We start from the raw sequence: 21,420 nt of genomic DNA, 5'->3' as shown, positions 1-21,420 counted from the left end.
GTCAGCGCCTGAAGAGGACGTCGTCGAGCGGCAGGCGATCCTGCCAGCCGTGCCGCACGAGCTCGGGATCGCGGTGCTCCTCGACAGGGCGGCCGAGGCACAGATAGGCGATGAACGACCACGCCGCGGGAACGGCGAGCGCGGTCTTCACATGCGCCGGATCGAGGATCGACACCCAGCCGATGCCGAGCCCCCGCGCGCGAGCGGACAGCCAGAGCGTGTGGATCGCCATGACGACCGAATAGCGCAGGGTTTCAGGCATGGTGCGGCGCCCGAGGCCGTGTCCCGCCGCCGGCGCCTCGTCGCAGAAGACGGCGAGATGGACAGGCGCCTCGCGCAGGCCCTCGAGCTTGAGGCGCGCGTAGGCGGCCGCCCGCTCGCCGTGGTAGGTCGCGAGCGCCTCGGCGTTGCAACGCTCGAATTCGGCAACGATCGCTGCCCGCCGCCCGGCATCCTCCACCGCGACGAAGCGCCAGGGCTGGCTGTTGCCGACGGAGGGCGACAGGATCGCAAGGTCGAGCAGGGCGCGAACCTCGCCCTTGTCGACGGGATCGCCGCTGAAGCGGCGCACATCGCGCCGCCAGGCGACAAGCTCGGCGAGCAAAGCGCGGAAAGCCGCATCGAACTGCGGTGCCCCGCCCCCATCGTTCGCCTGGCCGCTCGCCGTCACGTCGCCTCAGCCCCTTGCGAGATCGCCGAGAAGGCTCGCCGCCACGGTCAGCTTCGACAGGGTGAGGCCGGAGGCGGCGATGCCGTCGACGGTGGCGCGAATGCGCGCCACCTCCGCACCACGGCGGGCCGCCCAGGCCCCGACCGCCTCGGCCCCCTGGCCGCCGCTCGCGACGATCTCGGCAGTGAGCTTGCGGTGCGCCTCCGAGAGGCCGTCGACGGCCCTGTCGAGCGCCAGCCGGTCGTAGTGGTCGGTCACCGGAATGTCGCGCCCGGCGGCCGCCAGTGCCCCCAGTCTGAACGCGTCCTCGACGGCGAAATGCGTCGCCGCCACGTCCGCGACCGAGCGCCCCGTCACCTGCGCCGCCAGCACGATGTCGGGCGCCTCGGCGAGCGCGGGCAGGTGCGCGAGCTTGCGGGCGAGCTCGCCCGGCACGCCTTCGCCGACCAGCGCCTCCTCGCGCAGGCGAAGGCCCTCGCGCGCATCCGCGGTGAGGACCGTGTCGAGCACCGCCTCCACAGCGGTGATGCCCTCTCCATAGCGCGTCACGACCTCGTCCAGGCTGTGCCGGGTGAAGTCGACCTCGCGGATGAACCAGACGAGCTGATGCAGGAGGAGGTCCTGAAGCTCCGCGTAGAGCCTGAGCTGCGACTGCCCCCTGATCCGCCCGTCGAGCGCGTCGATCGCCGCATTGATATCGACGAGGCCGAAGGAATCGCGCGCCACGGCATAGGCCGCCGCAATGGTCGGCGCGTCCGTACCCGTCTGGTCGACGAGGCGCGTGACGACCGTCGGACCGCCGCGGTTGACGATGGCGTTGGCGAGCTGGGTGGCGATGATCTCGCGCCGCAGGCGATGCGTCTCGACTGCGTCGGGAAAGCGCTCGCGCACGGGCACCGGCATGTAGCGCGCGAGCTCGCGCGCAAGATAGGGCTCGTCCGGCACCGGGCTGTCGATGAGCGCGTCGTGCAGGGCGAGCTTGGCGTAGGCGAGGAGCACCGCGAGTTCCGGCCGCGTCAGCCCCTCGCCGCGCCGCTCCCGCGCGGAGAGTTCGATGTCGTCGGGGAGGAACTCCACCGCCCGGTCGAGCCGCCCCTCGGCCTCGAGCGCCTGCATGAGGCGCCTGGCGAAGCCGATGCCGCCCGCCCCCTGCCGCTCGGCGAGCGAGAGGGCGAGGGTCTGCAGGTAGTTGTTGCGCAGCACGAGGCGGCCAACCTCGTCCGTCATCTCGGCCAGGAGGGCGTTGCGGTCATCCTCCGAGAGACGCCCGTCCCGCTCCGGCGTCGACAGCGCGATCTTGATGTTGACCTCGACGTCGGATGTGTTGACGCCCGCCGAGTTGTCGATGGCGTCGGTGTTGAGACGAACGCCATGCTTGGCCGCCTCTATGCGGCCCTTCTGCGTCGCGCCGAGATTGGCGCCCTCGCCCACCACCTTGGCGCGTACCTCGCCGCCGGTGATGCGGATGGCGTCGTTGGCGCGGTCGCCGACCTGGTCATCGCTCTCGTCGGAGGCGCGGATATACGTGCCGATGCCGCCGAACCACAGGAGGTCGACGGGCGCCTTGAGGATGGCGTTCATCACCTCCTGGGGCGTCGCCTCGGCCTTGTCGAGCCCGAGGAGCGCCCGCACCGGCGCAGACAGCGGAATGGACTTCGCCGTGCGCGAGAAGACGCCGCCGCCCTCCGAGATGAGGCTCTTGTCATAGTCCTGCCAGCTCGAGCGGGCCAAGTCGAAGAGCCGCTTGCGCTCGGCCCAGGATGTCGCCGGATCGGGATCGGGGTCGAGGAAGATGTCACGATGGTCGAACGCGGCGACGAGCTTCAACGCCCGCGACAGCAGCATGCCGTTCCCGAAGACGTCGCCCGACATGTCGCCGACTCCCGCCACGGTCACCGGCGTCGACTGGATGTCGATGTCGATCTCGCGGAAATGGCGCTTCACCGCCTCCCAGGCCCCCCGGGCGGTGATACCCATGCCCTTGTGATCGTAGCCCTTGCTGCCGCCGGAGGCGAAGGCGTCACCGAGCCAGTGGTGGTGCGCGGCGGAGATGGAATTCGCGATGTCGGAAAAGGTCGCGGTGCCCTTGTCGGCCGCCACCACGAGGTAGGGATCGTCGCCGTCGTGGCGCACGGTCGCCGCCGGCGGCACGACGCGGTCGCCCTCCAGATTGTCGGTCAGGTCGAGGAGCGTCGAGACGAAGATCTTGTAGCTCTCCGTGCCTTCGGCCAGCCATGCCTGCCGGTCGCTCGGGCTTGGCAGGTGCTTCGGCACGAAGCCGCCCTTGGCTCCCACGGGCACGATGACGGCGTTCTTCACCTGCTGCGCCTTGACGAGGCCGAGCACCTCGGTGCGGAAGTCCTGCGGCCGGTCGGACCAGCGCAGGCCGCCGCGCGCCACCTTGCCGAAGCGCAGGTGCACACCCTCGACGCGGGGCGAATAGACGAAGATTTCATAGAGGGGGCGCGGCTTCGGCAGCCCCTCCACGCGCGCGCAGTCGAACTTGAAGGCGATGGTCTCGCGCGCGAGCCCGCTCGGCCCCACCTGGAAGAAGTTGGTGCGCACTGCCGCTTCGATCAGATTGACGAAGCGGCGCAGGATGCGGTCGTCGTCGAGGCTCGTGACCGCCTTGAGCGCCTCCTCGATCTCGGCGCGCACGGCCCGCTGGCGCGCATCGCGTTCGCGCTGGGCGACACGCGGATCGAAGCGGGCATAGAACAGCTCCACGATCTTCACCGCGATCGCGGGATGGCGCGCGAGGGTGGCGGCGAGATAGTCCTGGGCGTAGGGTACGCGCACCTGCTGCAGGTAGCGGCCAAAGGCCCGCATCATGGCGACGTCGCGCCATCCGAGGCCGGCTTCAAGCACGAGCGCATTGAAGCCGTCCGATTCGGCAAGCCCCCGGAACAGCGCCATCAACGCCGCTTCGATCGCCGGGTCGAGTCGCGCCACGTCGATCTCGCCGCCGGTGGCGCGCTCCAGCGCCATGTCGTGCAGCCAGACGCGTGCCTCCTCCGGCGCGCCGTGAGGCACGACGCGGTAGGTTCTCTCGCTGACGACGCGGAAGCCCAGTCGCTCCAGAAGCGGCACGCGCTCGGACAGCGGCATGGGCGCGCCGCGGGCGAAGACCTTGAGGCTCGCGCGCGTCGCCGCCTCGCCCTCGCGCCGGTAGAGGTCGACCGCGCGCGGACGCTCGTCCGACAGGGTTTCGAGGATGGCGATGTCGCCGATCACGGCCTCGCCCGAAAAGGCCTCGCGATAGGCGGCGCTGAAGGCCTCGCCGTAGCGGGCGGCGAGCAGGCGCGCCCGCGCGCCGCCGACGCCGCTCTCCAGCGCACTTTTCAGCGCATCGCTCCACGTGCGCACGATGGCCGTGATGCCGGCCTCGAGCTCCTGCTGGTCGACGACCGGCGTGCGGCCGTCGTCGCGGCCGATGATGAAGTGGGTGCGGGCGAGCGTGCCTTCCGGATAGGAGGGATAGGCCGCCGAGACACGGCCCTGGTAGGCGCGCGCCAGGAATTCGCCGACGCGCTGGCGCACGTGGGTGTCGTAGCGGTCCTTCGGGATGTAGACGAGCACCGAGACGAAGCGGTCGAACTCGTCGGCCCGGGCGAGGGCGCGCACGCGCGGGCGCTCGGTGAGCTGCAGGATGTCGAGCGAGAAGCGGTAGAGCGTGTCGATGTCGACCTGGAACAGCTCGTCGCGGGGATAGCCTTCGAGCACGTACAGGAGCGCGCGCCCCGAGTAGCTCGCCGGGTCGAAGCCGGCCCGCCGCACGACCTGCGCCACCTTGTGGCGGAGGTAGGGAATGGTGCTGGTCGAGCCCGTGTAGGCATTGGCCGTGAACAGGCCGACGACGCGCAGCTCGCCCTCGAGACGCCCGTCAGGCGAGAAGAGCTTGACGCCGATGTAGTCGAGATGGGCGCGCCGGTGGACGCGCGACTTGACGTTGGCCTTGGTGATGATGAGCGCCACCGGCCGGTCGAGGAAGGCGCGGATCTCCGGCGTCATGACCACGAGCTCGCGGCCGCGGCGCAGCACGCGCACGGAAGGGTCGCGCAGGATGCCGAGGCCCGTGCCCTCCACAGGATCGGCGGCGGTGTCGCCGCCGGCGAAGCGGTACTCGCGCGCGCCGAGGATGGTGAAGTTGTCGGCCGCGATCCACTCGAGGAAGCGCACCGCTTCCGTCACCTCGTCGGCGGGAAGCGGCGGCGGATTGATCTTGTAGGCCTCGGCGGCCTCGGCGAGGCGCGCGCGCATGGCCGCCCAGTCGCGCACGGCACGCTCGACGTCGACATAGACCTTGTCGAGGCCTTCGGCGAGGCGGGCCCGCGCCGCCTCGTCGTCGATGCGGTCGAGATGGACGTGGATGAAGCTCTCCCGCCGGGCCCCGAGCGGGGCGCCGGCGAGCGCCTCGCCGACGAGGCGCTTGAAGGCACCCGCCTCATCGCGCTCGACGGCGAGGATGGGATGCGCCACGAGGCGCGGCTCGTAGCCCTGGTCGACGATCTCGGCGAGCGTTGAATCGAGGAGGAACGGCATGTTGTCGTTCACGACCTCGACGACCGTGATCTCCCGCTTGCCGCCGTCCGCCTCGATCTCGTGATCGAGGAGGCGAATGTCGTGGCGCCCGCCCGGACGCACGTCGGACAGGTGCCGGAAGGCCGAATCGGCGATCCGTGCGAGCGATTCGGCCGGATAGGGCGCGAGATCCTCGAGCGCCGTACGCCCGAGCAGCGCCTCCACGAAGCCCGAAGGAGCGCCGCCCGCGCTCTCTCCTGCCAACACCGTTTCGACCTCGCCGATCAGGGCCTCGCGTTCCGCGGCCGCTTCCAGCGCCATCGCCTTCCTCCAGGCTCGTTGTCCCGCGGCGGGCTCACGATCCGCCCCCACCGCAGCATGCACATAGCACACGTGTTAAGGAACATTCTGCGGAAGCCGAACCATCGAATCGATTGAAGTTTGCGCCGTGAGGAGGATCCCAGGATGACGAAACCGGCAAAACCCGACGTCGGCGAGAAACCGCCGCAGCAGGATACCGACGGGCGGGTGACCGCCCTCGGCCTTGCGCGCGACATGCTGTCAGAGGCGATGCAGGCCTGTTTCGCCAAATGCGAGGAGAAGCTCGGCTTTGTGCCCAACGTGCTTGCGGCCTACGCCCACGACAACGCCAAGCTCGAAGCCTTCGCTGCGCTCTACAACGACCTGATGCTGGCCCCCTCCGGCCTGTCGAAGCTCGAGCGCGAGATGATCGCGGTCGCCGTTTCGAGCGTGAACCGCTGCTACTACTGCCTGACGGCGCACGACGCGGCGGTGCGCCAGCTTTCGGGCGATCCGCTGCTCGGCGAACTGATGGTCATGAACTACCGCGCGGCCGACCTGTCGCCGCGCCACCGCGCCATGCTCGACTTCGCGGTCAAGCTGTCGGAATGCCCGTGGGAAGTGGAGGAGGCGGGTCCCGCCGCCCTGCGCGCGGCGGGCTTCGACGACAAGGCGATCTGGGACATCGCGGCGGTCGCGGCCTTCTTCAACATGTCGAACCGCCTGGCGAGCGCCGTCGACATGCGCCCGAACCGCGACTACCACGCCCAGAGCCGCTGAGCCGGTGGCCGCCAGGGCCGTCCAAAAGGAAAGGCCGGCGCGAGCGCCGGCCGGAGATACAGGGTACTCTTACACGGAACCGAGTGGCCCGGCTGCCCCAAAACCCCGGGGGGCTGGGGGGCTGACGTGTCCGGAGGCTCCAGGGAGCCGGGCCGTCGAGGCAACGGTGAGGTTATCGCCGGGCAGTGGGGCCGTCGCTTGACGCCACTGGGGCGAAAATGTGGTCTTCTTGACGAAGCCGTGAGGGGTGGTACGCGGGCGCCCAAGCTCGCCGCCGCGCCGCGTCCTTGTGCCTTGCACCCGGCTCCGCCGGAGCCCATCATGACAAGGAAACGACACGACGAGCGAAGGGCCGGTTCGCGGTCCCGATCGCCCGCCGAACCTGTGACGACGGGAGGCGCGATGAGCGAGAACGAACTCTCGGAGACGCAACGGTTGCGGGGCACGGGTGGCGCCAGCGTCGTGCCCCTGAAGAGAGCGAAGCCGCACGGCGTGCCGGCGGGAGCATCGGCGCCGATCCAACTGGTGTCTTCCCACGTATCCTTCGACCATCGTGAACTGCGCGCAATCTTTGATCTCTACGGGCGCATGGTGGCGAAGGGGGAGTGGCGCGACTACGCCATCGACTTCCTGCGGGACAAGGCGGTCTTCTCGGTGTTCCGCCGCACGTCGGAAATGCCGCTCTACCGCATCGAGAAGGATCCGAAGCTCGCCCGCCGGCAGGGCCTCTATTCGGTGGTCGCCACTTCCGGCCTCGTCTTGAAGCGCGGCCACGAACTCCCCCGGGTGCTGCGCGTGCTGGACCGGTCGCTCCGCCTCGTCTCGGCCTGACGGGGCTCCCGAAGGCGAACGAGGGCCCGCGCCCGGCCGGGCGCGGGCGGCGGTTCAGGAAGCGGGCAATGCTTCACCCGGCGCCGTCGTGGCGCCCGCACCGAGAGCGCGCTGCATGAGCACGCTGTCGAGCCAGCGGCCATGCCTGCAGCCCACGGCTTCCAGGATGCCGACACGCCGGAAGCCGAGTGCTGCGTGCAGGCGGATGGAGCCTGTCGAGCCGCTGTCGCCGATCACCGCGATCATCTGGCGAAAACCCCGCAGTTCGCAGGCGCCAACGAGCGCCGTCAGCAGCGCACGGCCGACATCGCCGGCCTGTGCCTCCGGCGCGACATAGATCGAATCCTCGACAGTCGCCCGATAGGCTGGGCGCGGCCGATAGGGTCCAGCGTAGGCGTAGCCGACCACGCTGCCGAAGCTCTCGGCCACGAGATAGGGATAGTCGGCGGCGAGAAGGGCGGCGCGGCGCCTCGCCATTTCCGCCACGTCCAGCGGTTCGAGCTCGAAGGAAGCCGTGCCGTGCGTGACGGCATGGGCATAGATCGCGGTAATGGCGGGAAGTCTCCGTCCGCTGACGGCCGCACGATGAGCGTCAGAGGGTGCATGGAGCCGTCTTCCCCCAGCGAAGGCAAGCGGTGCGGCCGGCGACGACGCACCAAAGAAAAGGCCCCGGCAGAGCCGGGGCCGTCCGACGTTCCGTGAGCGCCGGAGCGCCGCCTATCACTCGTTCCGGTTGCCGAAGAGCGACAGCAGGAACTGGAACATGTTGATGAAGTCGAGATAGAGCGTCAGTGCGCCATAGACCGACACCTTCGCAGCCGTCTCGCCGTCATAGCCGCCGTAGATGTACATCTCCTTCAGGCGCTGCGTGTCCCACGCGGTCAGGCCGGCGAAGACGAGCACGCCGATGCACGAGATGGCGAAGGCGAGCGCGCTCGACGCCAGAAAGATGTTGACGAGCGAGGCGATGACCAGGCCGAAGAGGCCCATGACCAGGAACGACCCCATGCCCGACAGGCTCTTCCTGGTGGTGTAGCCCCACAGGCTGAGCGCACCGAAGGCCGCCGCCGTGATGAAGAACACCTGCAGGATCGATTCGCGCGTGAAAACGACGAAGATCGTCGACAGCGACAGGCCCATCACCGCCGCGAAGGCGAGGAAGAGGCCGCGCGCGCCCGAAGCGCTCATCCTCTCCGCCTTGAAGGAGAAGAGGAAGACGAAGGCGAGCGGCGCCAGCATCACGACCCACTTCAGCGGGCTGAGATAGATGGCCTGGCCGAAGGCGGTCAGCGCCGTCACCTTGCCGGTGGGGCTGGTGCCCGCGACGGCGAGCATGTAGGTGCCGAGCGCGGCGAGACCCGTGACCGCGAGCCCGAGCACCATGTTGTTGTAGACGCCGAGCATGAAGGCCCGCAGGCCCTGGTCGAGCTCTGCGGTCCCGGCCCGGGCGACGCCGCTGCCGAAGACAGAAGCGTTGCGGTTCAAGTCCGACATGGATTCCTCACGAAGCTGAAAGCATGTGCCGATTGCTCGGCATCGGTCGACAATATGGTCCGACAAGCGGTGCTGTACAAGAGGCGAGCGCCAAACGACACGCGAGCGGCAAGAACTTCCGCCGCCGCAAAGTTCATTGCGCGAACATTAAACATTGGAAAGGTTGCCTCACCCCCCCGAATCTCAGAGGTTCCTTAGGTAAAAAGCGGGTTTCTGCCCCAGAATACGCCAGGTACCGACAAGCCCCAAGGCGATCGTGACAAGCACCGCGAGGACGGCGGCGAGTATCGCGCCGGCCGGCTCGAAGAGGAAGTCGAGCCGCATGACGCGCGTTACGATGACGGCGGCAGCGACCGTGCCGGCGAGGAAGCCGAAGAGCGCGGTGGCGAGGCCCAGGGCGCCGTATTCGAGGGCGTAGGCGGTGAGCAGCCGGCCGCGCGTGGCCCCGAGCGTCTTCAGGATCACCGCGTCGTAGAGGCGGGCGCGATGGCCGGCGGCGAGCGCGCCGGCGAGCACCAGGAGGCTGGCGGCGAGCGCGATCGAACTGGCCGCCCGCAGGGCGACGGCAAGCTGGCCCACGATGTCGTTGACCGCGTCGAGGGCGTCCTTCACCCGCACGCTGGTCACGGTCGGGAAGGCGCGGGCGGTGGCCTTCAGGATCGCCGCCTCCTGCGCCGCGGCGCCGCCGTTCGGCAGGGTGAGCGTGGCAAGCTGCGTGTGCGGGGCGCCGGCGAAGGTCGCGGGCGAGAACACCATGACGAAATTGATGCCGAGCCTGCGCCATTCGACGACGCGCAGATTGGCGACGGTCGCCTCGAGGTTGCGGCCGAGCACGTTGACGACAATCTTGTCGCCCACGGAAAGCCCGAGATTCTGCGCAATCTCGCGGTCGAAGGAGACGAGCGGCGGCCCCTCGTAGTCCTTCGGCCACCACGCACCGGATGTGAGCGACGAGCCCTCGGGCGCCTCCGCCGCATGGGTGATGCCGCGATCCCCCTCCAGCACCCAGGCGACCTGCTCGGGCGCCTTGTAGTCTTCGACGCGGATGCCCTTCAGGCTCACGATCCGGCCGCGCATCATCGGCACCCGTTCGATCCGGGCCTCCGGCGCCTCGGCAGCCAGGAAGGCGGCGAATCGCTCGGCCTCGCCGTTCTGGATATCGAGGAAGAAGAAGCTCGGCGACTGCCCCGGCAGGGCGCGCGTCAGCTGGCTGCGCACGTTGGCGTCGACGAGCGCGAGCGCGACAAGCAGCGTGACCCCGAGGCCGAGCGACAGCACGAGCGAGGGGGTCAGCGCCCCGGGCCGGTGGATATTGGCGAGTGCGAGCCGGGGCGCCGCCCGGCGCGGGCGCGGCAGGCGCGCGGCGAGCGCCATGATCCCCTCGGCGACGAGCCTGAGCAGCACGAAGGCCCCGAGCGCCGCACCGATGAAGATCGCAGCGACATGGCGATCGAAGGCGAAGAAGACGGCCACGGCCATGAGCACCGCTAGCGCGAGGCCGAGCGCGGCGAGATAGCGCCGGCGCGGCAGGCGCCGCTCGGGGTCCACCTGGTCGCGGAACAGGGCCGACACCGGCACGTCGTGCGCCCGGCCGAGGGGCGCGAGCGCAAAGACGAGTGCGGTGAGGAGGCCGTAGAGCGCGGCGACCGCAAGCTCCCCCGGCGCAAGCGCCGGATCGAGCGGGATGGGAATGAGGGAGCGGGCGGCGCCCGCCAGCACGAAGGGCATCGCCGCCCCGAGCGCGAGGCCGATGCCGACGCCCACGACGGCGATGAGAAGCACCTGGGCGAGGTAAATGGCGACGACGCGCCCGCCCGGCGCCCCGAGGCTCTTCAGGGTCGCGATAGAATCGCGCTTGCGCTCGACGAAGCCGCGCACGGCATTGGCCACGCCGACGCCCCCCACCATCAGGGCAGTCAGCCCGACGAGCGTCAGGAACTGGGTGAAGCGCTCGATGTTGCGCGCGAACTGCGGAGCGGCGTTGACGCGCGAGCGGATGTCCCAGCCCGCGTCCGGCAGGGCGCGCTTCGTCTCCTCGGCGAAGTGGGCGAGCGCCGCATCGTCCGCCTGCGGCAGCGTGAGGCGATAGGTGAAACGCACGAGGCTGCCCGGCTGCACGAGACCGGAGGCTGCGAGCGCCTCCTGCGCCACGAGCAGGCGCGGGCCGAAGCCGACTCCGGCGGCGATCTTGTCCGGCTCGTTCCGCAGGCTCGCGCGGATCTCGATTTCCGCCCGGCCGAGCCTCACCCGGTCGCCGAGCTTCAGATCGAGCCGGGCAAGCAGCACCGGGTCGGCGACAGCGCCGAAGACCCCGTCCCCGCCCCCGAGCAGGGCCGCAAGCGGACGCTGCGGCTCGCTCTCCAGCGTGCCGACCGTTGGATAGGCCGCATCGACGGCCTTGAGCTCGACGAGGGCCGAGCCCTTCTCGCCCGCCACCACCATGGCGCGCAGCGTGGCGATGGCGGACAGCCGTCCCCTCGTCGCGAGATAGGCGCGCTCCGTCTCGCTCGCCTCGCGCTGCACCAGGCTCACCGCCACGTCTCCGCCGAGGATGCGCCGCCCTTCGTGCGCCAGGCCCTCGGTCAGGCTGCGCGACACGGAGCCGACGCCGGCGATCGCCATGACGCCGAGCGCGATGCAGGCGAGAAAGATACCGAAGCCGCGCAGGCCCCCGCGCAGCTCGCGCAGGGCAAGCCGCAGCACAAGGCGGGCGACGGTGCCGGGGGCGCGCTGTCGGTCGAATCCGCCGTGCATCGCGCCGTCCTCAGGCCGCCGCCGGGGCCGGCGTGGCCTCGATATGGCCGGAGCGCAGGCGCACGACCCGGTCACAGCGCGCCGCGAGCGAGGCATCGTGGGTGACAAGGACGAGCGTCGCTCCCCGGTCACGCTTCAGGGCGAAGAGCAGGTCGATGATGCTCTGACCCGTGCTCTCGTCGAGATTGCCGGTCGGCTCGTCGGCAACGAGGATTTCGGGGTTGGCGACGATGGCACGGGCGATCGCCACGCGCTGCTGCTCGCCGCCCGAGAGCTGGGCGGGATAGTGCTGCAACCGCTCGCCGAGCCCGACGAGGTCGAGTTCGGCGCGTGCCCGCAGATGCGCGTCGCGCTCGCCGGCCAGTTCCAGCGGCAGCGCCACATTCTCGAGCGCCGTCATGGTCGGCACGAGATGAAAGGACTGGAAGACGATGCCGATGTTGCGGCCGCGGAAGCGGGCAAGGTCGTCCTCGTCGAGGCCCGAAAGGTCCCGGCCGGCAACGGTCACGCTGCCGAAATCGGGGCGTTCGAGCCCGGCCATGGTCATGAGGAGTGTCGACTTGCCCGAGCCGGAGGGGCCCACGAGGCCGATGGCCTCGCCCCGTGCCACCGCGAGCGTGATCCCCTTGAGAATGTGCACGCGCGCTGCGCCGTGACCGAGGCTCAGGTGGACATCGGCGAGGCGGATCGCCATATCGCTCGGGGTTTCAGCTCCGCACCGCGCCTCGATGTCCATCGTTCCGCCTCGTCTCCAGGATCGCGAGAATGCGCCTGCGCCGCATGGGCGCCCGGTTATCCAGAAGGCCGCCAGGCGCGATGCCCCCTCATATGGGAGGCTCGCCATCCTGATCCAATCACGTCTCGTCGCGCTGGCACTCGTGCTCGCCGTGATGGTGTGGCCCCTGCCGGGCTCCGCCACCGACGGGCCGGTACGGATCGTGGCCCTCGGCGACAGCCTGACGGCCGGTTTCAACCTGCCGCAGGACGCGGCCTTCCCCGCCGTGCTCGAAAGGGCACTGAGGGACAGGGGCCATGCGGTCGAGATCTTGAACGCCGGCGTCTCGGGCGACACGAGCACCGCCGGCCTCGCGCGCGTCGACTGGTCCGTGCCCGAGGGCACGCGGGCGGTCATCCTCGAGCTCGGGGCCAATGACATGCTGCGCGGCGTCGACCCGGCGCGGACCGAGGAGGCGCTCGACGCCATCGTCGCCCGGCTCAGGGAGCGCGACATTGCCGTGCTTGTCGCCGGCATGCGCGCAGCCCCCAATCTCGGGACGGAATACCAGACCCGCTTCGACGCCATATTCCCGACGATTGCGCAGAAACATGGCCTCGTGTTCTATCCCTTCTTCCTCGACGGGGTGGCGGGCGATCCCAGCCTCAACCTCGCCGACGGAATGCACCCTACCGCCGAGGGCGTGAAGCGTATCGTCGAGCGCATGCTGCCGACGGTCGAGCGCTTCCTCGCCTCCCTCAAGACCAACGGCTGACGGCTTTCGCCGCAAGCCCTTCGCCGATCGAGCGCGCGGCGCGCCGCCGTGCGTGCCAAGGAGTGTCGCCATGCAATATCGCAAGCTCGGCCGCACCGGCCTCGATGTCAGCCTGATCTGCCTCGGCACCATGACATGGGGGCAGCAGAACACCGAGGCCGAGGGCCACGCACAGATGGACTACGCCCTCGACCACGGCGTCAATTTCTTCGACACGGCCGAACTCTATTCGATCCCGCCGATGGCCGAGACGACGGGCTCGACCGAGCGGATCATCGGCAACTGGTTCAAGGCGCGCAAGAACCGCGACAAGGTCATCCTCGCCACCAAGGTCGTCGGCCGCACCGACATGCACTGGTTCCGCGACAACGGCTCGGGCGCCGAGCTCAACCGCGCCAACATCGAGGAGGCGGTGAACAAGAGCCTGAAGCGCCTGCAGACGGACTACATCGACCTCTACCAGCTCCACTGGCCCGACCGCGCCATGCCCTGGGGCTCGAATCCCACGGTCTTCAAGTGGGAGAAGGGCCCGGAAAACCCGATCGAAGAGATCCTCGCCGTGCTGCAGGACCTCGTGCAGGCCGGCAAGATCCGTCACGTCGGCCTGTCGAACGAGAGTGCCTGGGGCACCATGACCTTCCTGCATCACGCCGAGACCAGGGGCCTGCCGCGCGTGCAGTCGGTGCAGAACGCCTACAATCTGCTCAACCGCACCTATGAGGTGGCGCTCGCCGAGATCACCATGCGCGAGGAGGTCGGCCTCCTTGCCTACTCGCCGCTGGCGCAGGGCTATCTCACCGGCAAATATCTCAATGGCGCCCGGCCGGCCGGCGCCCGCACCACCCTCTTCAATCGCGGCCAGCGTTACGAGAAGCCGGGAGCCGACACGGCCATCGAGAAATACGTGGCACTCGCCCGGGAGCTCGGGCTCGATCCCGCCGCGCTCGCCATCGCCTTCGTCAACTCGCGGCCCTTCGTCACGTCCAACATCATCGGCGCGACCTCCCTGGAGCAGCTGAAGACCGACATCGGCGCCGTCGACGTCGCCATCACGCCGGAGATCGAGGAGCGCATCAACGCCATCCATCAGCTCCACTCGAACCCCTGCCCCTGAGCGCGGCAGCCGCCGCGCCCACGGGCCGCCTCCGCCTTCCTTGAAAAGGCGGATGCGACCAACCATTTGAAAACAGGCCACTTTCACTGAGCGGACCGTTGTTCCCGTCGCACCGCGGCACCGCGCGGCGAAGGTGGCTCGCGTCGACGGGGCGGCCGCGACCGGCCGCAACGGCAGCATCTGGCCCGGCGGCGTCATCCTGCCGTCACGGCTCGCTGCTGGACAGGGCGGGCCGGCGGGGTGAACCTATGAATGCGGGGTGATTCGCGCCATTGCGGGACACCCCGATCATCGGCTCGCGTCGCCGCCCGAGGCCGGCGCGGGCCGGCCACGCGGCCCTTGAACATGCGGGAGACCCTCCATGCCCCGCCTCTTCACCGGCCTCGAGGTGCCTGCCGAGGTGGCCATGTCGCTGTCGATGTATCGCGGCGGCTTACCGGGCGCCCGCTGGATCGACCCCGAGAACTACCACATCACGCTGCGCTTCATCGGCGACATCGACGAGAAGACCGCGCACGACATCTACGTCTCCCTGGGCGAGGTGCATCGCCACCCGGTCACGGTGACCATCGACGAACTGGCGAGCTTCGGCGGCGGGCGGCCGCGGGCCGTCTTCGCGCGCGCCGTGCCGTCGACGGAGCTCATCGAGCTGCAGGCCGACCACGAGCGCAAGGTCCGTCGTGCCGGCCTGCCGCCGGAGACGCGCAAGTATACGCCGCACGTCACGCTGGCCCGCCTGCGCGATGCCTCGCCCATCGACGTCGCGGACTATCTGGCGACGCGCGGCGCCTTCCCGGCCATCCGCTTCACGGCGACGCGCTTCGTGCTCTTCTCGTCGCGCGCTTCGGTCGGTGGCGGGCCCTATGTGGTCGAGGCCGCCTATCCGCTGGGCTGACGGCCCGGGCGACGGGGGCAAGCCCCAGAGGAAGCATCAGCGAGCACCGCCGCAGCCGACAGGAACGAGGAGAAGACCACCATGGTGAGGCTCACGGACGAAGAGCGGCGGTCGGCGCTCGCGGGGCTCGCCGGCTGGACGGCCGTCGAGGGGCGCGACGCCATCGCCAAACGATATGTCTTCCGGAATTTCAACGAAGCCTTCGGCTTCATGGCGCGCGTCGCGCTCGTCGCCGAGAAGATGGACCACCATCCCGAGTGGGCGAATGTCTACAAGACGGTGGACGTGACCCTCACCACCCATGATGCTGGCGGGTTGACCCGGCGCGACGTGGAGCTCGCCCGGGCGATGGATCGCATCGCCGGGCAGTAGCGGGAGACAGGCGGGCCGCGCGCCGCTCCGACGGGACGGCGGCGCGCGGCAGGCGCGACGATCCCTATTTCGGCGAGAGGCGGATGGCGCCGTCGAGCCGGATGGCGGTTCCGTTGAGCATGTCGTTCTCGACGATGGACTTCACCAGCGCCGCATATTCCTCCGCCCGGCCGAGGCGGGAAGGGAACGGTACGCTCGCTTCGAGCGCCTGCCGATACTCGTCCGGCACCGACGCGAACATCGGCGTCTCGAAGATGCCGGGCATGATCGTCATGACGCGGATGCCGAAGGAGGAGAGGTCGCGCGCCACCGGCAGCGTCAGGCCAAGGATGCCGCCCTTCGACGCCGCGTAGGCCGCCTGGCCGATCTGCCCGTCGGTCGCCGCCACCGAGGCGGTGCAGACGATGACGCCGCGCCCGCCGTCCGCGGTCACCGGTTCGAGGCCGGCCATGGCCGCGGCGGCCTTGGCGATCATGGTGAAGGTGCCGGTGAGATTGACCGCCAGCGTCCTGGCGAAGGTCGCAGTGTCGTGCGGCACGAGTTCACCCGTGTCGCGTTTCTTTGACACCGTGCGCTTGCCGGGCGCGATGCCGGCACAGTTGACGAGGATGCGCGCCACGCCCTGCGCCTCGCGCGCCTTGGCAAGCGCCGCGTCGACGGAGGCCTCGTCGGTCACGTCGGTCTTGACAAAGAGACCGCCGATGTCGCGGGCCACCGCCTCGCCCCGCTCGGCGTTCATGTCGAGGAGCGCCACCTTGACACCGTGGCTCGCCAGGAGGCGCGCCGTCGCCTCCCCGAGCCCCGAGGCACCACCGGTGACGAGTGCCGCGAGCGAACCGTCGAGCTTCATGGGTTTCCTCCGCTATGATGGGTCGATGCGGTGTATCGCACGCGACCGGCGGCGCAAACTGTCCTTTGGTGCGAAAATCGGCCTGCTCTTGTGCAGGCCCGCCCCGCCGACCATCTTGCGGCCTCGGGGTGCGGACGGAGGTCGCCGCGCGTCCAGGAGGAGAGGATGATCGACCTGCTGGCACGTCCCTTGACGCGAGAGGAAATGGCGGCGATCCGCCGCGCCGTCCGCGACGAAGACAGCGTGACGCGCCACTTCTGGGCGGCACTGAGGCGCATCGCGCGCAATCTGCCCTTCGCCGAGGACCTTGTCGCCGCCTTCTACTGCGTCAAGGATCCGGCGACACCGCGCAAGGTGAAGCTCGTGCTCCTCGGCGCGCTCGGCTATTTCATCCTGCCGACGGACGCGGTGGCCGACTTCCTGCCGCTGCTGGGTTTCACTGACGACGTCGCCGTCCTCGGCGTCGCCATGGCGGCGGTCGCGGGCGCCGTCACCGACGAGCACCGCAGGAAGGCGCGCGCGGCGCTGGCGAAGCTTCAGGATCCCGCCTGACGGGCGGGGGCCGCCGCCTGCCCCGGCGGTCGGCCCGCCCTTAGCCGGGAGCGTTCGCGTTCAGGGCTTTACGATCACCTTTCCCCTGGCCTCGCGCCGCGCGATGACGTCGAGCGCCTCCGCCGTCCGTTCCAGCGGATAGACGGCATGGACGTGGGCGGAAAGCTTGCCCTCCGCCGCCCAGGCGACGAGCCGCGCCATATTCGCCCGATGGTGGGCGGGCTCGCGCTCGCGGAACGCGCCCCAGAAGACGCCGAGGACATCGCAGCCCTTGAGCAGCACGAGGTTGAGCGGAAGCTTCGGGATGTTGCCGCCGGCGAAGCCCACGACGAGGAAGCGCCCTTCCCAGGCCATGGCGCGCAGGGCGGCCTCGGTCAATGCACCGCCTACGGGATCGTAGATCACGTCGACGCCGCGCCCGCCGGTGAGGCGCCTGAGCCCGTCCTTGAGATCGGTCGCGCCATAGTCGAGTGTGTCGTCGGCGCCATGCGCGAGGGCGAGTTCGAGCTTGTCGGCCGACGAAGCGCAGGCGATGACGCGGGCGCCCATCAGGCGGCCCAGCTCGACGGCCGACAGGCCCGCGCCGCCGGCCGCGCCGAGCACGGCGAGCGTTTCGCCCGGTGCGAGCCGCGCGCGGTCCTGCAGCGCGTGGAGCGACGTGCCGTAGGTGACGGTGAGCCCCGCCGCGCGCTCGTCGGAGAGCGCCTCGGGCAGGCGGATCAGGTCCTGCACCTTGACGACGACACGCTCGCGGCCGGCGCCCCAGCCGACATAGGCCATGACGCGCTCGCCCACGGCCCAGTCGGTGACATCCGGTCCGAGCACCGCCACCGTGCCGGCGAGTTCGCCTCCGGGGGAGAAGGGCAGCTCCGGCCGGTATTGGTAGCGTCCCTGGATGATCAGCGTGTCGAAGAAGTTGAGCGCCGCGGCGCTCACGGCCACGACCACCTCCCCCGGGCCCGGTACGGGCTCGGGCAGATCCTCGACCACCAGGCTTTCGGGCGGCCCGAAGGCCTTGCACAGAATGGCTTTCATGGGCTTCCTTCCGCGAACTGCGAGGGCGGCTCCGGACGAGCGCGGGCCGGAGGTTCGCACAATGTGGCGGCTGGCGACATTGATCCTATCGTCGATCGAAATTTCGCCCCCTTCCTGCCCTTCCTAGTGCCGCGGGTCCCGGCGGCCGGTCCCCCGCCGCCGGCGGAACCCTGTCGGCACATGCCCGGTCCGCCTGGGGTGTTCCGCGCGTCCGGCTTTTCCCGCAGCCTCGGAGCAGTAAGATTGCGTCCATGATTCGACGGACCTCAGCTCGGCCCGCCCAGGGGCTTCCCACGCTTCCAGTCCTCGCCGCGGCGATGCTCCTCGGCATTGCGCCGGCAGCCGCGCAGCAGGTGAGGCCTGCGCAGCCTGCGAAGCCCGCGGCGAATGGTGCCGCCAAGCCGCAGGCAGGCGGCGCTGGGACCGCAGCCAAGCCGGCGGCGGCCAAGCCGAACGCCACAGGCAAGACGACCGCGGCGAGCGCGGCAGCCTCTGCCCCGGCGGCCGGCGGCAATCAGGCGCTGCTGCTCGCGACCTACGGCGACTGGGGCGCCTACGCCTCGCAGCAGGGCAAGTCGAAGGTCTGCTACGCCCTCACCCAGCCGAAGGACCGGCAGCCCAAGAACCTCAATCGCGATCCGGCCTATCTCTTCGTCTCGACACGGCCGGCCGAGAACGTGCGCAACGAGGTGAGCTTCGTGCTCGGATTCGCCGCTAAGGAGGGCGTCGATGCCGAGGTGCTCATCGGCGAGGCCAAGCACGCCGTGGTCACCAAGGGCTCGAACGGCTGGGTGAAGAACCCCGCCGAGGAGGCCCAGGTGCTCGCCGCCATGAGCAAGGGCGCCAAGCTGCAGCTCAAATCGACCTCGAAGCGCGGCAACAGCCTCACCGACGTCTATTCGCTGTCGGGCCTGAGCCAGGCGCTCGAGCGCGTGAAGAAGGAATGCCCCTGACCCGCGGTGACGCGGGCGCGGCCGATCCGAATGGCAAGGTCCTCGTGGCTCCTCGCCCTGAAGCCCGGGCGCGGGTCGCGGGCGACCGGTGAGGAACAGGGCCCCGGCGCCGACAGGATCCCCTGCGCTCGCCCTGATGTCCCGCCTTGTGCGCCCCGCAGCGCGGTGCGACGCTTTGCCGGCTGCGCCCGTGGCGGGCGCATGGCCTGCGCGGTGATGATGTGCTATAGGCCGCTCCTCTTCTGACGCGCATGGAATGGGATGGGAGATGCCGGCGGTTTCGCTCGACATCGCGAAGCACAATGCCAACGCGGTTCCGGTCGCGGTGAGCGACGCCGCGCGCAGCGACGGGGCGGCCCTCGCCGCCGCGGCGCAGGCCACGCCGGCCGCCTCCCCCGCAAAACCCTCGCTCGTCGGCCTGACGCGGGAGGAGATCCGCGCCGCGCTCGCCGCCGTCGGCGTGCCGGAGCATGAGCTGAAGATGCGCCTCGGCCAGCTCTGGCACTGGATCTACCTGCGTGGTGCCCGGGACTTCTCGGAGATGACGACGATCGGCAAGGGCCTTCGCGGCGCCCTCGCCGAGGCCTACACGCTCGCGCGGCCCGAGGTCGTGGCCGAGCAGGTCTCGCGCGACGGCACGCGCAAATGGCTCCTGCGCATGCCCTCCACCGGCCCCCTCGACAAGGGCGCCGAGATCGAGTGCGTCTACATCCCCGAGGTCGACCGCGCCACGCTGTGCATTTCGAGCCAGGTGGGCTGCACGCTGACCTGTTCCTTCTGCCACACCGGCACGCAGAAGCTCGTGCGCAACCTGACGGCCGCGGAGATCGTGGCGCAGCTCATGGTGGCGCGCGACCGGCTCGGCGACTGGCCGGGCCAGTCCCCGCCGGAAGGCGCCTTCGTGCCGACGGACGGCGGCCGCTTCGTCACCAACATCGTCCTCATGGGCATGGGCGAGCCGCTCTACAACTTCGACAACGTCAAGGCGGCGATGGACGTCGTCTGCGACGGCGAGGGCCTGTCCCTCGGCCGCCGGCGCATCACCCTGTCGACCTCGGGCGTCGTCCCGATGATCGCCCGCGCCGGGGCGGAGATCGGCTGCATGCTGGCGATCTCGCTGCATGCCGTGCGCGACGACCTGCGCAACGTGCTCGTGCCGCTCAACAAGAAATATCCGATCGCCGAGCTGCTCGAGGCCTGCCGCACCTATCCCGGCGCCTCCAACGCCCGCCGTATCACCTTCGAATATGTGATGCTGAAGGGGGTGAACGACACGGACGAGGACGCGCGCGCCCTCGTGCGGCTGCTCAGGGGCATCCCCGCCAAGATCAACCTGATCCCCTTCAATCCCTGGCCCGGCACGCAGTACGAATGCTCGGACTGGGACCGCATCGAGCGCTTCTCCGAGATCGTCTTCAGGGCCGGCTACGCGAGCCCGGTGCGCACGCCGCGCGGCCGTGACATCCTCGCCGCCTGCGGCCAGCTGAAGAGCGAGACGGAGAAGCTGCGCGCCCGCACCCGCATGATGCTCGAGAGCGGCATCGGGGCGGAAGGCGTCTACGCCGCCGCCGGCGAGTGAACCGTCCGGTGCGCTTCCTCGCGCGTCTCATCCTCGTGCCCTTCGGCCTGGGGCTCGCCGTCGCCGCCGGCCTTCTCTTCCTCATCATCGGCGGCATGAGCGAGCCGGCCGTGGCCGAGCTCGTTGCGGGCGTGAGCCTCGCCGGCCTCTTCGCCTTCCTCGACGAGGTCGCGGCCGGACGCGCCGATGCGGCGGCGGCCCTCCTTCTCGGTCTGTGGAGCCTGACGATCGGCGTGGTCGTGCTGCCGCCGCTCGTCGTCGCCGTCATCGGTGAAATCGCCGGCTGGCGCTCCTATGTCTGGTACGGCGGGGCGACTGGCGTCCTGACCGCCGCCGTGCCATGGGTGGCGCGAGGCGGCGCGGGCGCCGCCTCCGCGGGCGAGCTGCGCATCACGCTCGTGCTTTTCCTCACAGGCGTGGTTGCCGGTTTCGTCTATTGGCTCGTCGCCGGCCGCAATGCCGGGGCCGACCGTAAGGAAGCGGTCACCCCGTCCGCCTAGCGGGTCGGTGCGGCCGTTGCGGTCGTCCCGTGGCGAGAATCGACTCGCGAGGCCAAGGTGGCGCGCCTGCCCTTCGGGCCGGAGAGCGCAGCGGTCCGCCGGGATTGTCGACACCGGGGTTGTCGACACAAGGAGTTGCAGAATGGCACTTACCACCCGCAGGTCCGTCCTCGCCGCGGCCGCCGCCGTCGCCGTGGCCGCGGGCTGGCTCGCCGTCAGCGTCGACGACGTGCCGCGCAGGGCGGACCAGGCACATGCGGCGTGGAGCACCGTCGAGGCGGAATTCCGCCAGCGAGCCGAGCTGGTGCCGTCGATCATCGCCGTGGTCGAGGCCCTCAATCCCGCTCAGGCCGATCTCGTCGCCGAGCTCGCCCGCATGCACGCCGTGATCCGCGACCTGAAGGCCGATCCCGCCGCCACGACCGACCCGGCGCGCCTGGCCGCCTTCAAGAAGACCCAGGACGCGCTCTCCATGGCGCTCGGCCGCGTCATGGATCTTATCAACCTCTATCCTGACCGCCGCCGCGAGCCCCAGATCCGCGGCGTGCTCGAGAAGCTCGAGACGAGCGAGAACCGCATCGTCGTGGCACGCAGCGACTATGCCGCCGCGGCACGCCGCTACAACTCCGAGCTGACGGCGATGCCCGACCGCTTGATCGCCGCCGTCGCCCATCCCGACGCCCGGCCCATGATCGAGGGGTTCGACAAGGTGGCCGCCAACTGAAGGCTC

18 protein-coding genes and 1 pseudogene are annotated in these 21,420 nt (G+C 70.0%); 11 read left to right on the top strand and 8 right to left on the bottom strand.

Annotated elements, in window-relative coordinates; all coding sequences use genetic code 11:
- Position 1 precedes the first annotated feature (1 nt).
- Entirely contained in the window at positions 2-670 is a 669-nt protein-coding gene (gene bluB, locus QNA08_RS16200; protein WP_283741764.1) for a 5,6-dimethylbenzimidazole synthase, read from the bottom strand.
- A gap of 6 nt (positions 671-676) precedes the next feature.
- Complete coding sequence (locus tag QNA08_RS16195) at positions 677-5,512, bottom strand: NAD-glutamate dehydrogenase (RefSeq protein ID WP_283741763.1); 4,836 nt, start codon at positions 5,510-5,512, stop codon at positions 677-679.
- Between the two features lie 144 nt (positions 5,513-5,656).
- Between QNA08_RS16195 and QNA08_RS16190 the strand changes: the two genes are divergently transcribed.
- Both QNA08_RS16190 and QNA08_RS16185 read left to right on the top strand, forming a co-directional pair.
- On the top strand, positions 5,657-6,271 hold the full coding sequence (locus QNA08_RS16190) for a peroxidase-related enzyme (RefSeq protein ID WP_283741762.1): 615 nt from the start codon (positions 5,657-5,659) through the stop codon (positions 6,269-6,271).
- 402 nt (positions 6,272-6,673) lie between these two features.
- Positions 6,674-7,102, top strand: coding sequence for a DUF2794 domain-containing protein (locus tag QNA08_RS16185; protein ID WP_283741761.1), 429 nt, complete (start codon positions 6,674-6,676; stop codon positions 7,100-7,102).
- A gap of 54 nt (positions 7,103-7,156) precedes the next feature.
- Here the strand turns inward: QNA08_RS16185 and QNA08_RS16180 are convergent, their stop codons facing one another.
- From QNA08_RS16180 to QNA08_RS16165, 4 genes are all read right to left on the bottom strand, one after another.
- A complete protein-coding gene (locus QNA08_RS16180) occupies positions 7,157-7,579 on the bottom strand; it encodes a GNAT family N-acetyltransferase (protein ID WP_340322303.1) in 423 nt (140 codons plus the stop codon).
- A 243-nt stretch (positions 7,580-7,822) separates the two neighbouring features.
- Positions 7,823-8,596 carry a Bax inhibitor-1/YccA family protein gene (locus QNA08_RS16175; protein ID WP_283741760.1) on the bottom strand — a complete coding sequence of 258 codons (774 nt, stop codon included), beginning with the start codon at positions 8,594-8,596 and terminating at the stop codon, positions 7,823-7,825.
- A gap of 183 nt (positions 8,597-8,779) precedes the next feature.
- A complete protein-coding gene (locus QNA08_RS16170; protein ID WP_283741759.1) occupies positions 8,780-11,350 on the bottom strand; it encodes an ABC transporter permease in 2,571 nt (856 codons plus the stop codon).
- A gap of 10 nt (positions 11,351-11,360) precedes the next feature.
- Entirely contained in the window at positions 11,361-12,044 is a 684-nt protein-coding gene (locus tag QNA08_RS16165) for an ABC transporter ATP-binding protein (protein ID WP_422679935.1), read from the bottom strand.
- 34 nt (positions 12,045-12,078) lie between these two features.
- On the opposite strand from QNA08_RS16165, the gene QNA08_RS16160 reads away from it, so the two are divergent.
- From QNA08_RS16160 to QNA08_RS16145, 4 genes and pseudogenes are all read left to right on the top strand, one after another.
- Positions 12,079-12,840, top strand: coding sequence for an arylesterase (locus QNA08_RS16160; protein ID WP_422679934.1), 762 nt, complete (start codon positions 12,079-12,081; stop codon positions 12,838-12,840).
- A gap of 70 nt (positions 12,841-12,910) precedes the next feature.
- The gene (locus QNA08_RS16155; protein ID WP_283741757.1) at positions 12,911-13,954 is read left to right on the top strand and encodes an aldo/keto reductase; all 1,044 of its coding nucleotides are present in this window, start codon (positions 12,911-12,913) and stop codon (positions 13,952-13,954) included.
- 361 nt (positions 13,955-14,315) lie between these two features.
- Positions 14,316-14,849, top strand: a complete 534-nt coding sequence (thpR, locus tag QNA08_RS16150) for an RNA 2',3'-cyclic phosphodiesterase (protein WP_283741756.1) — start codon at positions 14,316-14,318, stop codon at positions 14,847-14,849.
- 72 nt (positions 14,850-14,921) lie between these two features.
- Positions 14,922-15,221, top strand: a pseudogene (locus QNA08_RS16145) (4a-hydroxytetrahydrobiopterin dehydratase); the annotation flags it as partial.
- A gap of 64 nt (positions 15,222-15,285) precedes the next feature.
- Here QNA08_RS16145 and QNA08_RS16140 read toward each other — a convergent pair.
- The gene (locus QNA08_RS16140; protein ID WP_283741755.1) at positions 15,286-16,071 is read right to left on the bottom strand and encodes an SDR family NAD(P)-dependent oxidoreductase; all 786 of its coding nucleotides are present in this window, start codon (positions 16,069-16,071) and stop codon (positions 15,286-15,288) included.
- 165 nt (positions 16,072-16,236) lie between these two features.
- Between QNA08_RS16140 and QNA08_RS16135 the strand changes: the two genes are divergently transcribed.
- On the top strand, positions 16,237-16,623 hold the full coding sequence (locus tag QNA08_RS16135; protein WP_283741754.1) for a YkvA family protein: 387 nt from the start codon (positions 16,237-16,239) through the stop codon (positions 16,621-16,623).
- A 60-nt stretch (positions 16,624-16,683) separates the two neighbouring features.
- On the opposite strand, the gene QNA08_RS16130 is transcribed toward QNA08_RS16135, so the two are convergent.
- Positions 16,684-17,658 (bottom strand): NADPH:quinone oxidoreductase family protein, encoded by a 975-nt coding sequence (locus QNA08_RS16130; RefSeq protein ID WP_283741753.1) that lies wholly within the window; start codon positions 17,656-17,658, stop codon positions 16,684-16,686.
- 251 nt (positions 17,659-17,909) lie between these two features.
- Here QNA08_RS16130 and QNA08_RS16125 point away from each other — a divergent pair, with 251 nt between their 5' ends.
- The 4 genes from QNA08_RS16125 (at position 17,910) to QNA08_RS16110 (ending at position 21,414) form a co-directional block, all read left to right on the top strand.
- A complete protein-coding gene (locus tag QNA08_RS16125; protein ID WP_283741752.1) occupies positions 17,910-18,611 on the top strand; it encodes an invasion associated locus B family protein in 702 nt (233 codons plus the stop codon).
- Positions 18,612-18,879: 268 nt separating this feature from the next.
- Positions 18,880-20,190 (top strand): dual-specificity RNA methyltransferase RlmN, encoded by a 1,311-nt coding sequence (rlmN, locus tag QNA08_RS16120; RefSeq protein ID WP_283741751.1) that lies wholly within the window; start codon positions 18,880-18,882, stop codon positions 20,188-20,190.
- Between the two features lie 8 nt (positions 20,191-20,198).
- A complete protein-coding gene (locus QNA08_RS16115; protein ID WP_283741750.1) occupies positions 20,199-20,690 on the top strand; it encodes a hypothetical protein in 492 nt (163 codons plus the stop codon).
- 142 nt (positions 20,691-20,832) lie between these two features.
- Entirely contained in the window at positions 20,833-21,414 is a 582-nt protein-coding gene (locus QNA08_RS16110) for a LemA family protein (protein WP_283741749.1), read from the top strand.
- Positions 21,415-21,420: the final 6 nt, after the last annotated feature.

The sequence above is a fragment of the Chelatococcus albus genome, assembly GCF_030067675.1.
GTDB lineage: Bacteria > Pseudomonadota > Alphaproteobacteria > Rhizobiales > Beijerinckiaceae > Chelatococcus_A > Chelatococcus_A albus.
Note: the sequence above shows the minus strand (reverse complement) of the source record. Positions and strands in the feature narration are given on the sequence as shown.